13 protein-coding genes are annotated in these 15123 nt (G+C 44.4%); 3 read left to right on the forward strand and 10 right to left on the reverse strand.

Annotation, left to right across the window (positions count from 1 at the left end; translation table 11 throughout):
- Nucleotides 1–5 precede the first annotated feature (5 nt).
- The 10 genes from AACQ75_RS04830 to rpsB all read right to left on the reverse strand — a co-directional run bounded on the left by AACQ75_RS04830 (nucleotide 6) and on the right by rpsB (nucleotide 10513).
- Nucleotides 6–515 carry an OmpH family outer membrane protein gene (locus AACQ75_RS04830; protein ID WP_013856212.1) on the reverse strand — a complete coding sequence of 170 codons (510 nt, stop codon included), beginning with the start codon at nucleotides 513–515 and terminating at the stop codon, nucleotides 6–8.
- A 15-nt stretch (nucleotides 516–530) separates the two neighbouring features.
- The gene (gene bamA / locus AACQ75_RS04835) at nucleotides 531–2963 is read right to left on the reverse strand and encodes an outer membrane protein assembly factor BamA (protein WP_017046601.1); all 2433 of its coding nucleotides are present in this window, start codon (nucleotides 2961–2963) and stop codon (nucleotides 531–533) included.
- Between the two features lie 48 nt (nucleotides 2964–3011).
- The gene (gene rseP / locus AACQ75_RS04840; protein WP_094129751.1) at nucleotides 3012–4370 is read right to left on the reverse strand and encodes a sigma E protease regulator RseP; all 1359 of its coding nucleotides are present in this window, start codon (nucleotides 4368–4370) and stop codon (nucleotides 3012–3014) included.
- Entirely contained in the window at nucleotides 4367–5575 is a 1209-nt protein-coding gene (gene ispC, locus AACQ75_RS04845) for a 1-deoxy-D-xylulose-5-phosphate reductoisomerase (RefSeq protein ID WP_170889642.1), read from the reverse strand. Before ispC ends, rseP begins: the two co-directional genes overlap by 4 nt.
- 48 nt (nucleotides 5576–5623) lie before the next feature.
- A complete protein-coding gene (locus AACQ75_RS04850; protein ID WP_170889644.1) occupies nucleotides 5624–6466 on the reverse strand; it encodes a phosphatidate cytidylyltransferase in 843 nt (280 codons plus the stop codon).
- Between the two features lie 13 nt (nucleotides 6467–6479).
- Complete coding sequence (locus tag AACQ75_RS04855; RefSeq protein ID WP_013856207.1) at nucleotides 6480–7235, reverse strand: isoprenyl transferase; 756 nt, start codon at nucleotides 7233–7235, stop codon at nucleotides 6480–6482.
- 95 nt (nucleotides 7236–7330) lie between these two features.
- Complete coding sequence (gene frr, locus AACQ75_RS04860) at nucleotides 7331–7888, reverse strand: ribosome recycling factor (protein WP_010320122.1); 558 nt, start codon at nucleotides 7886–7888, stop codon at nucleotides 7331–7333.
- A 35-nt stretch (nucleotides 7889–7923) separates the two neighbouring features.
- Nucleotides 7924–8655, reverse strand: coding sequence for a UMP kinase (gene pyrH / locus AACQ75_RS04865; protein ID WP_010320123.1), 732 nt, complete (start codon nucleotides 8653–8655; stop codon nucleotides 7924–7926).
- A gap of 152 nt (nucleotides 8656–8807) precedes the next feature.
- The gene (gene tsf / locus AACQ75_RS04870; RefSeq protein ID WP_013856205.1) at nucleotides 8808–9653 is read right to left on the reverse strand and encodes a translation elongation factor Ts; all 846 of its coding nucleotides are present in this window, start codon (nucleotides 9651–9653) and stop codon (nucleotides 8808–8810) included.
- A 128-nt stretch (nucleotides 9654–9781) separates the two neighbouring features.
- Nucleotides 9782–10513: a 30S ribosomal protein S2 gene (gene rpsB, locus AACQ75_RS04875; protein ID WP_013856204.1), complete on the reverse strand. Its 732-nt coding sequence runs from the start codon at nucleotides 10511–10513 to the stop codon at nucleotides 9782–9784.
- Nucleotides 10514–10897: 384 nt separating this feature from the next.
- On the opposite strand from rpsB, the gene map reads away from it, so the two are divergent.
- The 3 genes from map (at nucleotide 10898) to AACQ75_RS04890 (ending at nucleotide 14994) form a co-directional block, all read left to right on the forward strand.
- Nucleotides 10898–11740, forward strand: a complete 843-nt coding sequence (gene map / locus AACQ75_RS04880) for a type I methionyl aminopeptidase (RefSeq protein ID WP_017044011.1) — start codon at nucleotides 10898–10900, stop codon at nucleotides 11738–11740.
- Between the two features lie 117 nt (nucleotides 11741–11857).
- Nucleotides 11858–14482 (forward strand): bifunctional uridylyltransferase/uridylyl-removing protein GlnD, encoded by a 2625-nt coding sequence (glnD, locus tag AACQ75_RS04885; RefSeq protein ID WP_170889646.1) that lies wholly within the window; start codon nucleotides 11858–11860, stop codon nucleotides 14480–14482.
- Nucleotides 14483–14610: 128 nt separating this feature from the next.
- Nucleotides 14611–14994, forward strand: coding sequence for a DUF3461 family protein (locus tag AACQ75_RS04890; protein WP_026027637.1), 384 nt, complete (start codon nucleotides 14611–14613; stop codon nucleotides 14992–14994).
- The last annotated feature ends 129 nt before the right edge of the window (nucleotides 14995–15123 follow it).

The raw sequence follows: 15123 nt of genomic DNA on the forward strand, positions 1-15123 counted from the left end.
TAATATTATTTTAGTTGTTTAATTACTTTCTCTGATAGGTTGTAGTCCGGCTTACCATATTGCATAGCTTGCACGTCAACAACGATGTCATAACCTTCTTTTTCCGCAACTTTCTTCACAGCGTCTTGAATCACCATGAAGAGTTTTTGCTTCTCTTCACTCTCACGACGCGCTGAGGCTTGCTCTAACGCTTGCGCTTTGATTTTGTACTTGCTGTCTAATTGACCAATTTCAATACGCAGCTTCTCGATCTCATCTTGACCTAGCAGTTCGCCATCACGTTTAAGTTTTTCAATTTTGGTTTTTGCTTCAGCTTGAATTGACTGTAGCTCAGCCCCTTTATCTTTAAACTCTTCTTGTAATTTTTGCAGCACAACTTCTCGTTGAGGTAATGCTTGGAATACTTGCGCGGTATTAATGTAACCTACTTTCTGCGCCGCCTCAGCGGCTTGCGCAAAAAATGATGAACTCAGTACAACTAGGCCCAATCCTGCCGCTTGAATCGCTTTTTTCAAAATACTTTCCTCTAATTAGAATGTTCTGCCGATCGTGAAAGTGAAGAACTCTTCATTATCACCTTCATAAATTTTAATAGGTTTGGCAATTGAAAATACCAATGGCCCCATAGGTGACATCCACTGTAGTGCCGCACCATAAGAGGAACGGTAATTCATTGGATCTGAGTAATCGTAATAATACTGATCACCATAACCGAGTTTCCCATCTTTGTAATCGAACTCTGTATCCCAAACGCTGGCCATATCGAAGAAGATGCTGGTGCGAATTTGGCTACGAGTTTCATCAGAGGCAAATGGCGTCGGTACAATCAGTTCTACACTGGCTAGCGCGACCGCGTTACCACCGACAGAGTCATCTGTTGCGCTATAGCAGCGGTTGTTGCCACCATTATTGCCATTACATCCTGTCGCATCGTTATAAATCGCTTTCGGTCCAGCCGAGTTAGATCCAAAACCACGCAAAGTGGTAAAGCCACCTGCATAATAGTTTTCATAGAATGGGAACAAGTTATCGTTACCATCCGTTTTCCCGTAACCATTACCATACCCTAAGCGTCCTCTTAGCAAGAGTGAAAACTCATGTTTTTTGGTTAATGGGAAATACTGGCGAACATCGTACTGCGCTTTGAAATACTTTACGTCTGAACCCGGCACGGTCATCTTGTAGAAAGCGCGTTGGTGATTCCCCGCCGTTGGGAAAATGGTTCGGTTTAAATTATTGCGCGTCCATGAGATGTTGACGTCAAAGTCATTGGTGATCAAACTGCCATCATCGCTACGATTACTCGCTTGAGACTGTAAGAATTGACTAACTTGCACATACTCATCGATATTACCGATCTTGTTGTGCGTGTAACCGATACCGAGGTCAAAACGGTTTAATTCGTCAAATGGGAAACCCCACGTTAAACTTGTGCCGTAACTTTCATTGGTATAATCAACAATACCAGCTTCAGAAGCCTCAAACTGGTTATAGAAAATCTTACCACCCAAACTGACACCATCAAGGTTCCAATAGGGATCACGGTAATCTAAACTGATGTTCTTTTGATAGTCGTTCATCATGGCATTGATGCCAACTCGATTACCTGAACCAATGAAGTTGTCTTGCTGTAAACCAACCTGAAAACTCACACCTGATTCTGTACCATAACCGACACCAAAGTTAACACTACCTGAGTTGGCCTCTTTCACGTTGTACACCAGATCGACTTGGTCTTCACTACCAGGTACACGTACGGTTTGCACATCCACTGTTTCAAAGAAGCCAAGACGGTTCAAACGGCTCTTACCCGTATCAATCGCTTTAGAGCTCAGCCAACTGCCTTCCATTTGACGCATTTCGCGGCGCAAAACTTCATCTTTGGTTGAGTTATTACCGACAAAGCGAATATCACGGACATAGATACGCTTACCCGCTTCCACATGAACAACCAAGGAAACTTCTTGCGTTTCATCATTAAATTCTGGGATGGTTCGAACTTGAGGATAAGCATAGCCAGCTTCACCCAATACTCGTTTTACATCTTCTTCAAGCTTGGTCACCAGTGAGCCGTTATAGGTTTCCTCGGCTTCAAATGGGATCAAAGCGGTAAATTCAGCCTCTTTGCCAATCAGCTCTCCGCGGAATTTAACGTCTTTGATTTTATAAGGCTGACCTTCGCTAATGCCTAAAGTGATATAAACGCCTTTTTTATCAGGAGAAATAGCAACTTGCGTGGAATCGACTTGAAACTTTAAGTAGCCACGGTCGAGGTAGAAAGAGCGCAAAGCTTCAATATCAGCGGCTAAAACCTGCTTTTGGTATTTATCATCAGAGAGGAAATTCCACCACGCCACATCGACATTTAAATTGAAGCGTGACAGTAAATCTTGGTCACTAAACACTTCATTGCCAATAAAGTTGATTTGCTGGATTTTCGCAGAAACCCCTTCACTGAACACAAATTTAAGGTCAGCACGGTTGCGAGGTAAAGGTGTCACCACCGCTTTTACGGTCGCGTTGTACTTACCCACGCTGTAGTAAAAATCTTCCAACCCCTTTTCAATATTGCTCAAGGTCGTACGATCAAGCGCCTCACCGATGCGGATATTGGATGCATCAAGATTCTGCTGCAACTGCTCTTCTTTGATCGCTTTATTTCCAGAGAAGGAAACACTTGCAATGGTTGGACGTTCTTTAACCTGAACGATCAGAACATTGTTGTCTCGTAATACTTTGATGTCTTCAAAGTTGCCCGAAGTGTAAAGTGCTTTGATAATATCCGCGACATCTTGTGCATCAACGGTATCGCCAATTCGAACGGGCATTTTAAGCAATGCGGCGCCGAGCGCAACGCGTTGAAGCCCTTCAATTTGAATATCCTGCACTACGAAATTCTCGGCACTATGTGCTGAGAGGCTGGTTGCCAATAGTGTCGCGAAAAGGATCTGTTTCATTGCCATATTTATTCTTGTTATTCCTTGCTACAACTTCTGCCTAATGGTTACAAATCACAGGCGACTAAAATCATTAAATATTGCCACAGCCATCAAAGAAAAGATGATCGCCCCACCAATTCGGTATCCCATTTCTTGAATCTTCTCTGGGACAGGACGACGAATAACGGCTTCAATTGCAAAAAACAGTAAGTGTCCGCCATCTAACATTGGCAGTGGTACTAGATTGATAATGCCTAAGTTGACACTAATCAGAGCCAGAAAACCCAAGAAATAGACCAAACCATAGTCAGCAGTAGTTCCTGCTCCTTTGGCAATCGAAATCGGCCCACTCAGATTATTCAACCCCACATCACCGACCACCAGTTTTTTCAACATGCTGACGGTTAAGTTGATCACTTGCTGTGTTTTTTCAACCGCTTTTCCGACTGATTCAAATACACCATATTGCAGCTCAAATCGATAACTTTCCGGCCATTCTGCGACTTTAGGAGCGATTCCCGCAAAACCTATCGTTTTGCCTTGCGGTAACTCACGAACGTCAGGCGTAAGCTCGATAGTCAAGCGTTGTTCATCACGCACAACAACCAATGAAACTGGCTGATTGGGATGGCTTTGTATCAACTCCACAACTTGCTGCCAATAGTTTATCTTCGCACCGTTGGCTTCGATCAAGGTGTCGCCAACTTCTAACCCGGCCTTCTCTCCGGCGCTACCTTGAGAAACATTGGTTAGCGTCAGCGATATTTCAGGAACAAATGGTTTAAAACCTAACGCTCCCATAGCAGACTCTGTTTCTGGGTTAAAGTTCCAAGAACGGATATCTAATGTTTTGATTTCATCCACACCAATTTCATTATTGGTTCCGACGGTGAGCGTTAATTGTTCATCACCAATATGGCTAATCAGCCCCATATTGACCGATTCCCAATCTAAGGTATTCACTCCTGAGACTGCTTTGATCTGCATTCCTGACTCTAAACCCGCTTGAGCGGCGATCGATTGCGGGGCAATTTCGCCAATCACAGGTTTTACCGCTGGGACGCCAATTAAGAACACGAGCCAATAGGCAAAAATGGCGAAGAAAAAGTTAAAAGCAGGCCCAGCACTCACGACAGCGACACGTTTCCACAATGGTTTTTGGTCAAAAGCTAAGGGTTTTAATTCAGCTGGAACATCATCAACACGGCTATCGAGCATTTTAACGTAGCCGCCGAGAGGAATAATTGAGAGGTTGTACTCGGTGCCATCTTTGGCTACTCGGCTCCAAAGTGATTTACCAAAGCCAATGGAAAATTTTTCGACTTTAATTCCGCAGCGACGTGCTACCCAAAAATGACCAAATTCATGCACAGCAACCAATATACCTAACGCAATGATGAAAGAGACGAAATTCCACAAAATACCACTCATAATAAATGCTCTTGTATGATTTGCTGGGCAATAGTGCGCGCCATTCTATCGAGCTCTAACAAGCTTTCCAAGTCATAGCAATGTAACTGAGTATGTGCTGCACACACTTTTGACAATACACGTTCATTAACTTGTGCGATATCGGTAAAACGAATTTGCTTATTTAAAAAAGCTTCAACGGCTATTTCGTTGGCTGCATTTAAAGAGGTGGTGGCATGTTGCCCTTGATAGCAAGCATCAATCGCCAATCCCAAACAAGGATAACGCTCGTAGTCCACATCCATAAAACTCAAATTACTTAATTTGGTAAAATCCAGTGCCGGAACACCCGCAGTAATGCGTTCTGGATAAGAGAGAGTTAAAGCAATTGGCGTGGACATATCGGGTTCCCCCATTTGCGCAAGCACCGAACCATCGCGGTACTGCACCATAGAGTGGATCACCGATTGTGGGTGGATTAACACTTTTAATTGCTGTTTCGATGCATTAAACAACCACTTAGCTTCAATATATTCCAAACCTTTGTTCATCATGGTAGCGGAATCAACCGAAATTTTCGGCCCCATCGACCAGTTAGGATGAGCAATCGCTTGCTGTGGTGAAACATCTGCTAACGTGGATAAATCACTATAGCGAAAAGGGCCGCCAGAACCCGTGAGCAGAATATGTTGCACACCATGTTCTTGTAAATCACAGCGACCCAAAGAGCCTTGTATTTCAGGGGGTAAGCATTGAAAAATCGCGTTATGTTCGCTATCGACAGGGAGCAATTCAGCACCGTATTTTTCGACCGCATCAATAAACAATTGGCCAGACATCACCAAGGCTTCTTTGTTTGCCAGCAAAACACGCTTGCCCGCCTTTACCGCAGCCATGGTTGGTAACAAACCTGCCGCACCAACAATCGCCGCCATCACCGTATCCACCTCATCTAATGCGGCGACGTGGCACATGGCGTCTTCACCAAATAATACGGTTGTTTTTAAGTTCAGTGACTGCAATTGAGCTAAAAGCTCATCCGCCGCCTTTTGGTTCGCCATTACCGCATAAACTGGCTGCCAACGCTGGCATAGCTCACGCATTTTATTGACATTATTTCCCGCGGCTAAAGCCACAACGGAAAAGTGTTCGGGATTTTGAGCCACGACTTTTAATGTGCTTGCCCCAATTGAACCTGTGGCCCCGAGAATCGTTAACTTACGCATAGCAACAACCGTGAATTAAGATTGGGGTAAGACAGCTTAACCCAAGCATTAGAAAATGAAATACAGTAGAGCAAAAACAGGAAATGCAGCCGTCAGGCTATCGATACGATCCAAAACGCCGCCATGCCCAGGAATAATATTACTGCTGTCTTTAATTCCTGAAACGCGCTTAAACATACTTTCGACCAGATCACCGAGCACAGAGATAATCACAGTCGCTAATGTAATACCGACCATCGACAGCGTGTTTGTAAACCGGATATCAAACCAATCAACAGTAAACCACGCCACAATCAATGCCGTAATAATGCCACCAATCAACCCTTCAATGGTTTTATTTGGACTGACTGCTGGTGCCATTTTGTGCTTACCAAAACTTTTGCCCGCAAAATAAGCGCCACTGTCTGCAGCCCAAACAATTAAGCAGACAAATAGCACCAACTTAGCACCGTGGTATGGCTCACTCAAAAAGGCTTCTGCGCGTAAAAAAAGGACGCTCCAGAAAAAAGGAAGTAGCGTAAGCACACCAAAAAGGTGCCTAAGTAGATTGGATTTTTCCCACCATGGGCGGGATTTAGGATAGGTAATAGCTAAAAAGCTAGAAAACAGCCACCAAGCCACCCCAACACTTAATATCACATAGTGATTCGAGTTCATGTTGGCTAGGCTAACGGCATCAGGGGAAATCAGTAGGTAACTTGCTCCACCAATGATAATGGCGGGTAACAGCGCCAGGTACCTAGATGTAGAATCAATAAACTGCGTCCATTCCCATACACCGACGAGCGCCACAAGGGCCAAAACGGCCATAAATAGGGGGAGTGGCAGTTCAAAAATGCCCAGCATCACCAGTGGAGCTAATATGAGCGCCGTGATAATTCGTTGCTTCAAACTAATGGATCCTTTATTTCTGTTCCATCAATGCCTTAACCTGTTCCCCTGTGCAGCCAAAACGGCGTTCACGGTTAACAAACCAAGTCACTGCTTCAATTAAACTTTCTTCACCAAACTCAGGCCAGTAAATCGGCGTAAAGTACATCTCTGCATAGGCCAATTGCCACAACATAAAATTACTAATACGACATTCACCGCTGGTACGAATGAGCAAATCCACTTCAGGAATATCAGACATCGTTAGCGACTGTGTAATCAGCGTCTCGTCAATCTGATCAGGAGAAAGCTCACCGCTCGCCACTTTGACCGCGATAGAGCGCATTGCTTCTGTGATATCCCATTTTCCGCCATAGTTTGCGGCGATATTAACGACCATGCCACTGTTTGATGAGGTTAACTCTTCTGCCTGAGCGATTTTTGTTTGTAAGCGTGAGCTAAAACGTGTTTTATCACCAATGACTCTAAGACGCAGATTGTTCTTATGCAGCTTTTTTACTTCTGTGGATAGCACAGTAATAAATAACTCCATCAACACGCCTACTTCAGCTTCCGGACGCCGCCAATTTTCACTGCTAAAGGCAAACAAAGTAACGGCTTTAATACCCAATTTCGCTGCAGTAGAAATCGTTCTTCGGACCGCTGCTACACCATTCTTATGACCAAATACACGAGGTTTACCTTGTGCTTTAGCCCAACGGCCATTTCCGTCCATAATGATTGCGATGTGTTGGGGTAATACATCAGATGAGAGGGATGAGTTTTGCATAAGAAATTAATTGATTACCAAACTGATAGGGCAAAATAGCATAAAAAAACGCTGCACTGTGAGCACAGCGTTTTAGAAAGGCTAAAAAGAGCGAATTAAACTTCCATTAACTCTTTTTCTTTTGCAGCAAGAACTTCATCAATTCTCTTAATCGCTACATCGGTAAGTTTTTGAATCTCTTCTTGCGCTTTATGATCTTCGTCTTCAGAGATTTCTTTATCTTTCAGTAGAGCTTTTAAGTCGCCATTGGCATCACGACGAATGTTGCGAACTGCAACGCGACCACCTTCGGCTTCACCACGAACAATTTTCACCAAATTACGGCGACGTTCTTCGGTCAGTGGTGGCAGTGGTACACGAATAACCGTACCTGCAGACATTGGGTTTAGACCCAAATCAGACATCAAAATCGCTTTTTCAACTTTTGGCGTCAACTCTTTATCAAAAACAGTGATCGCGAGAGTACGTGCATCTTCAGCTACAACGTTAGCGATTTGATTCAGCGGTGTCGAAGCACCATAGTAATCGACAGAAATGCCGGAGAGTAAACTTGGGTGAGCGCGACCAGTACGTACCTTAGAAAGGTTGTTTTTCAGGGCATCTACGCTCTTATCCATACGCTCTTGAGCGTCTTTCTTGATTTCGTTAATCACAAATATCACCTACTTGTTTTTTTGTTTTGGAGTGATTAGTCAGCGGTGCTAATTAGTGTACCTTCCGCTTCACCCATTACCACGCGACGTAGTGCGCCCGGTTTGTTCATATTAAATACGCGGATTGGCATTTTATGGTCACGCGCTAGCGTAAACGCGGCCAAGTCCATCACTTTTAGCTCTTTTTCAAGCACAGTTGTATAAGACAGCTTATCATACAGTTCTGCGTCTGGGTTTGCCACTGGGTCTGCACTAAATACGCCATCTACTTTTGTCGCTTTTAGAACCACATCCGCTTCAATTTCAATACCGCGCAAACAGGCAGCAGAATCGGTTGTGAAGAATGGGTTACCAGTACCCGCTGAGAAGATCACAACACGGCCTTGACGTAGTTGGCTGATAGCATCGGCCCAATTGTAATCGTCACACACACCTTTAAGAGGAATGGCAGACATCACGCGCGCATTCACATAAGCACGGTGCAAAGCATCACGCATTGCCAAACCATTCATTACGGTTGCCAGCATTCCCATGTGGTCGCCCACAACACGGTTCATGCCCGCTTCAGCAAGACCTGCGCCACGGAATAAGTTACCGCCGCCGATGACAACACCCACTTGAACACCCAGTTCAACCAGTTCTTTTACTTCCTGTGCCATGCGATCTAACACCGCAGGATCAATACCAAAACCTTCTTCGCCTTGTAGCGCTTCACCGCTAAGTTTTAACAGGATACGTTGATAGGCTGGTTTAGGGTTCGTAGTCATGGAGCTTACCTTCCAAATAGAGAGTTGTTAATTAACAGTCATGATTTAAAACTGAATACTGAATTCTAAATCATCACAATTAGTCTCAATATGCCATTCGTAAAAAGACCGCAGCCTTGGCTACGGTCTCTTTTTAGGCAAAATCGCTAGGATTAACCTTTTTGAACCATCGCAACTTCTTCAGCGAAGCTAAGTTCTTGAGCTTTCTCAATACCTTCACCAACTTCTAGACGTACGAAGTTAGTAACGGTTGCGCCTTTAGCTTTCAGCATTGCGCCAACAGTTTGAGAAGGATCCATGATGAACGCTTGACCAGTAAGTGATACTTCACCTGTGAACTTAGTCATGCGGCCTTCAACCATTTTCTCAGCAATTGCTGCTGGCTTGCCAGATTGCATTGCGATTTCGATTTGGATTTCACGCTCTTTAGCCACAACTTCTGCTGGTACATCTTCAGGGTTCACGTACTCAGGTTTTGCAGCAGCAACGTGCATTGCTACGTGTTTGATGGTCTCTTCATCCGCTTCACCAGCAACCACAACACCGATACGGTCGCCATGGCGGTATGAACCTACTTTAGCGCCTTCAATGTAATGAACGCGACGGATAGTGATGTTTTCACCAATTTTAGCAACAAGAGCAATACGTGCTTCTTCAAATTTAGCTTGAAGTGCTGCGATATCTAGACGCTCAGCAAGTGCAACCGCTAGAACTTCGTTAGCGAACGCTAGGAAGCTTGAATCTTTTGCTACGAAGTCAGTTTGGCAGTTCACTTCTAGAAGTGCTGCAAAACCATCAGCTTCTTTAATTAGGATAGTACCTTCAGCTGCGATGTTACCTGCTTTTTTCGCTGCTTTAGCTGCGCCGCTTTTGCGCATGTTTTCAATTGCTAGTTCGATGTCAGCGTTTGCTTCTACAAGCGCTTTTTTACATTCCATCATACCTGCGCCAGTACGCTCGCGCAGTTCTTTTACTAGAGCAGCAGTTACAGTTGCCATTCTCTATTCCTCAGTTGATTCTGGTGGTAAAAATCAGGGGCCGATTGTTTGGCCCCTGATGCTAACTATAACTTGTTCAATGCATCAATCGTGTGACACATATAATCAAGTGTGACTCAGAGCCGCTATTATTCTGCTTCTACGAAACCGTCTTTTGCAGCAGCAAGTGCAGCTGCATCTTTGTTACGACCTTCGTTAACCGTTTCTGCAACAGCATTTAGGTAAAGCTGGATTGCACGGATTGCGTCGTCGTTACCAGGGATAATGTAGTCAACGCCATCTGGGTTAGAGTTAGTATCAACAACAGCGTAAACTGGGATACCTAGGTTGTTTGCTTCTTTAACTGCAATGTGCTCGTGATCTGCATCGATAACGAATAGTGCGTCAGGTAGACCGCCCATATCTTTGATACCACCAAGAGATTTCTCTAGCTTCTCCATTTCACGAGTACGCATTAGAGCTTCTTTCTTAGTTAGCTTATCAAAAGTGCCATCTGTTGCTTGAATTTCAAGCTCTTTTAGACGCTTGATTGACTGACGAACAGTTTTCCAGTTAGTTAGCATGCCGCCCAACCAGCGGTTGTTAACGTAGAATTGGTTGCTTGCGATAGCCGCTTCTTTAACAGCTTCAGATGCTGCGCGTTTAGTACCAACGAAAAGAACTTTACCTTTTTTCTCGCCAACTTTTTGTAGCTCAGCTAGAGCTTCGTTGAACATAGGAACAGTTTTTTCTAAGTTGATGATGTGAACACGGCTACGAGCACCAAAAATGAATGGCTTCATTTTTGGGTTCCAGTAACGAGTCTGGTGACCGAAGTGAACACCAGCTTTTAGCATGTCGCGCATTGATACAGTTGCCATTTAAAAATCCTCTATGGGGTTAGGCCTCCACATTCCCCATGTATCCGACCCCTAACATCTATTCGGTTGTTGCCGATAGTTTTATTGTTGGAGCACCCCGGAACACGTGTCGGAATGTGTGTGATTTAAAGATAATGTGTTTAGAAAGGAAGGTGGGCTTCGTCATTTCAGAAGAAAACGCACTTCGATTCCGGCGCGCTTTATACCATATTTAGCCCTTCTCTGGCTAGAAAAAAATACGACACATCATGGCTTAGGTAAGCTGTAGTTATGCAAACAATTCTTACTTACCGACAGGGATCCCTTGCGATTCATCCATGCACTGCTAGAATAACGCCCATTCGCACAGTTAAGTGCTTAAGAATTAATGCATAGAGAAAGCCGATGTCTGTAAAAATCAAAACTGCTGAAGAAATAGCCAAAATGCGCGTCGCGGGTAAACTAGCTGCCGATGTCCTTGAGATGATTGAACCGCATGTAAAAGTGGGCATCACCACTGAAGAACTTGACCAGATCTGCCACAAGTACATCACTGAAGTACAGCAAGCTATTCCAGCACCATTGAATTACCACGGTTTTCCTAAATCGATCTGTACCTCTATCAATCACATTGTTTGTCACGGTATTCCGGCAACTCAAGATACGCAGTATGGGCAATTACAGCGCCCAGCGGTACTGAAAGAGGGTGATATTCTGAACATTGATATCACGGTTATTAAAGATGGCTACCACGGTGATACCTCAAAGATGTTCTTTGTCGGTGAAGTGTCGCCAGCAGATAAGCGCCTATGTCTTGTTGCGCAAGAGTGTCTTTATATCGGCATGAAGAAGGTCAAACCCGGAGTTCAATTGGGTGAGATTGGTACTGCGATCGAAAAACACATTAAAACCAATAATAAAAATAACCCACGCCTTAAATTTTCGATTGTGAAAGATTATTGCGGCCACGGTATTGGCGCTCAATTTCATGAAGAACCACAAGTGGTTCACTATAAAAACGGCGACAGAACCGTACTGCGTGAAGGGATGATTTTCACTATCGAGCCAATGATTAATGCGGGTAAATTTGGTTGCCGCCTTGATGATGAAGACAATTGGACGGTTTACACCGCCGATGGCAAAAACTCAGCGCAGTGGGAACACACCATTTTGGTTACCGCCACTGGCTGTGAAGTGCTGACGCTGCGTGAAGAAGAAACCATTCCACGTCTGATGCATAACGCCTAATTACATCGAACCAAAACCTTATCAATTAATATCCCTCTTGCAGGGATATTTTTTTATCTGCAGTGATTTGATACAGTCAGTCTACGTTGTGACATATCACTAGCATGGATTGCCGTTATGCCTTTTCAGTCTCCCCTCACCTTTACTGACACACAACTCACTATCGGCGAGCTTAAACAACAACTTGAACAGTTCACTCAGTATCAGAAACATCAATTTTTGCACCACCATCCGGTCAACGACCTGGTATTAGGCCGCTCTGAATATATGGACCAACTGCTCTACAAGTTATGGGAACATTATTCATTTTCGCAGGTTCCAGACATCAGTTTAGTGGCCGTCGGAGGCTATGGCCGCGGTGAACTTCATCCTCTTTCAGATATCGATATTCTGGTCGTCTCCAATCATACTTTACCCGCTGAACTCGGCAGTAAAATTAGCGAATTCATTACCTTGTTGTGGGATTTGCGTTTAGAAGTGGGCCATGCCGTGCGTACCGTGCAGCAGTGCGCTGAAATTGGCCGTGAAGATTTAACCGTCGCGACAAACTTACAAGAAGCTCGGCTATTATGTGGTAGCGAAGAGACATTTTATAAACTCAAGATGTTGATTCATTCCGAATCGTTTTGGCCAAGCGAAACCTTTTACCGCGCCAAAATTCAAGAGCAGCGCGACCGACACGCTCGTTACCATGACACCACTTATAACCTTGAACCCGATATCAAATCGACTCCTGGAGGCTTAAGGGACATTCATACTTTAAGCTGGGTGGCTAGACGCCACTTTGGTGCAACATCACTGCTTGAAATGAGTCGTTTTGGTTTTTTAACTGATGCTGAATATCGTGAGCTAGTAGAGTGCCAAGACTTTTTATGGCGCGTGCGCTTTGCGCTGCACATTGAATTAAAACGCTATGACAATCGGCTTATTTTTGCTCATCAAGCTCAAGTGGCAGAACATCTGGGCTTTACGGGTGAAGGGAATCGCGCAGTCGAGATGATGATGAAAGAGTTCTACCGTACGCTACGTCGTGTTGCGGAACTCAACAAAATGCTCCTGCGTCTGTTTGATCAAGCCATACTCAATAACGGCGAAGAAGCTGTGGCAGAAATTTTAGATGATGATTTTCAACGTCGTGGCAACTTAATAGAAGCTCGTAAACCAGCGCTTTTCCAAGCTCGTCCAGAAACAATTTTGGATATGTTTATTCATATCGCCAATGATTCCAGCATCGAAAGCGTCGCACCCACAACCATGCGCCAGTTGCGTACAGCCAGAAGGCGGCTCAATAAATTCCTGCACACCATTCCCGAAGCGCGTGAGAAATTCATGGCATTGGTACGTCACCCTAACGCACTACATCGTGCGTTCAGCCTGATGCATAAATTAGGCGTGCTCGCCGCTTATCTTCCCCAATGGAGCCAAATTGTTGGACAAATGCAGTTCGACCTATTCCATGTTTATACGGTCGATGAACACAGCATTCGTCTTCTCAAACACATCAATACCTTTAGCTACGCACAAAATCACGATAAGCACCCCATCTGTTGCGAAGTTTACCCACGTCTCCAGAAAAAGGAGATGCTGATTCTGGCCGCTATTTTTCACGACATTGCCAAAGGGCGTGGCGGCGATCACTCTGAAATCGGTGCGGTAGAAGCCTATGATTTTTGTATTGAACACGGTTTATCAAAGCCTGAAGCAAAATTAGTCTCTTGGCTGGTACAAAACCACCTCTTGATGTCGGTAACGGCGCAAAGACGCGACATTTACGACCCAGATGTCATTACCGAATTTGCCAAAAAAGTGCGCGATGAAGAGTATCTCGAACATCTTGTTTGCCTGACTGTCGCGGACATCTGCGCTACTAACCCTGAGCTTTGGAACAGTTGGAAACGCACCTTGCTGGCAGAGCTATATCACTCAACACAGCGGGCACTTAGGCGTGGGCTTGAAAACCCGGTAGATGTGCGCGATCGCATTCGCCACAACCAACAAATGGCATCCGCATTGCTTCGTAAAGAAGGCTACAGCGCACGCGAAATTGAAGTGCTTTGGCAACGCTTTAAAGCGGATTACTTTTTGCGTCACACTCACAAGCAGATCGCTTGGCATTGTGAGCACCTACTCAAACATAGCGACCCAAGCCAACCGCTGATCCTAATGAGCAAAAAAGCCACTCGTGGCGGCACTGAATTGTTTGTTTACACTAAAGATCAACCCGCCCTCTTTGCGACTGTGGTTGCTGAACTGGACCGTCGAAATCTCAATGTTCATGATGCGCAGATCATGTCGAGTAAAGATGGCTACGTCCTTGATACCTTCATGGTACTGGATCAAAACGGCCATGCAATTGACGAAGAGTGTCACCCATCGTTGATCAAACACCTACTCAGTGGGCTAGAAACGGGTTGGCAGAACAAACTGAAATTGCGCCGCACGCCACGTAACTTGCAACATTTTAAAGTCAAAACTAAAGTCGATTTTTTACCCACCAAAAGCAATAAACGAACCTTAATGGAATTAGTCGCACTTGATACTCCGGGACTGCTAGCAACGGTCGGAGCCACATTTGCTGACTTAAACATTAACCTGCATGGTGCAAAAATCACCACCATTGGCGAACGAGCAGAAGACTTGTTTATTCTCACCGGTTCACAAGGCGGAAAATTGAGTGAAGAAGAAGAGTGCACGTTACGTGAAATGCTGATTAAAAATGTTTCTGAACTCGCGCCAAATTAAACGGAAAAGGAAAGCGATCTGGTCCACAACTTGAACCATTGATATCACGATGAACTATCTCGGGCGAGCATGGACTGCTACATTGAAATGGTTCATTGATGTGTCACAAAATACAATAGAGGTTGCCTATGTATCCCTACCTCACCGGTTTAGGCATTCAAGATCCTAAACAGATTGAGCGCTATTCACTTCGTCAAGAAGCCCATAAAGATGTGTTGAAGATTTACTTTCATAAGCAGAAAGGCGAGCTGTTCGCTAAAAGCGTGAAATTTAAATACCCTCGACAAGTAAAAAATGTATTGGTCGATAGCGGCAGCCATCAATACAAAGAGGTGACGGAGATTAACCGTAATTTAACCTTGGTAATTGATGAACTAAATAAAATCACTAAGCCGGTTCCTATGAGTGATCTCGATCTGAAGCAAAAAATATTGACTGACTTGCGCCATTTGGAAAAAGTGGTCACGAGCAAAATCGCTGAAATTGAAGCTGACTTAGAGAAGCTAAAATAGTCTCAAGACGGTAAAGTAACTTTAGATACCCAGAACATCGAATAACCCTGTTTCAGATAACTCTTCACTGACAAAAAAGGTTCCCAAAGGAACCTTTTTTATTACTAAGTATAAGCCGTCAATCAATAT

Origin of the sequence: Vibrio sp. B1-2 (assembly GCF_963888445.1) — a bacterium.
GTDB classification, from domain to species: Bacteria; Pseudomonadota; Gammaproteobacteria; order Enterobacterales; family Vibrionaceae; genus Vibrio; species Vibrio anguillarum.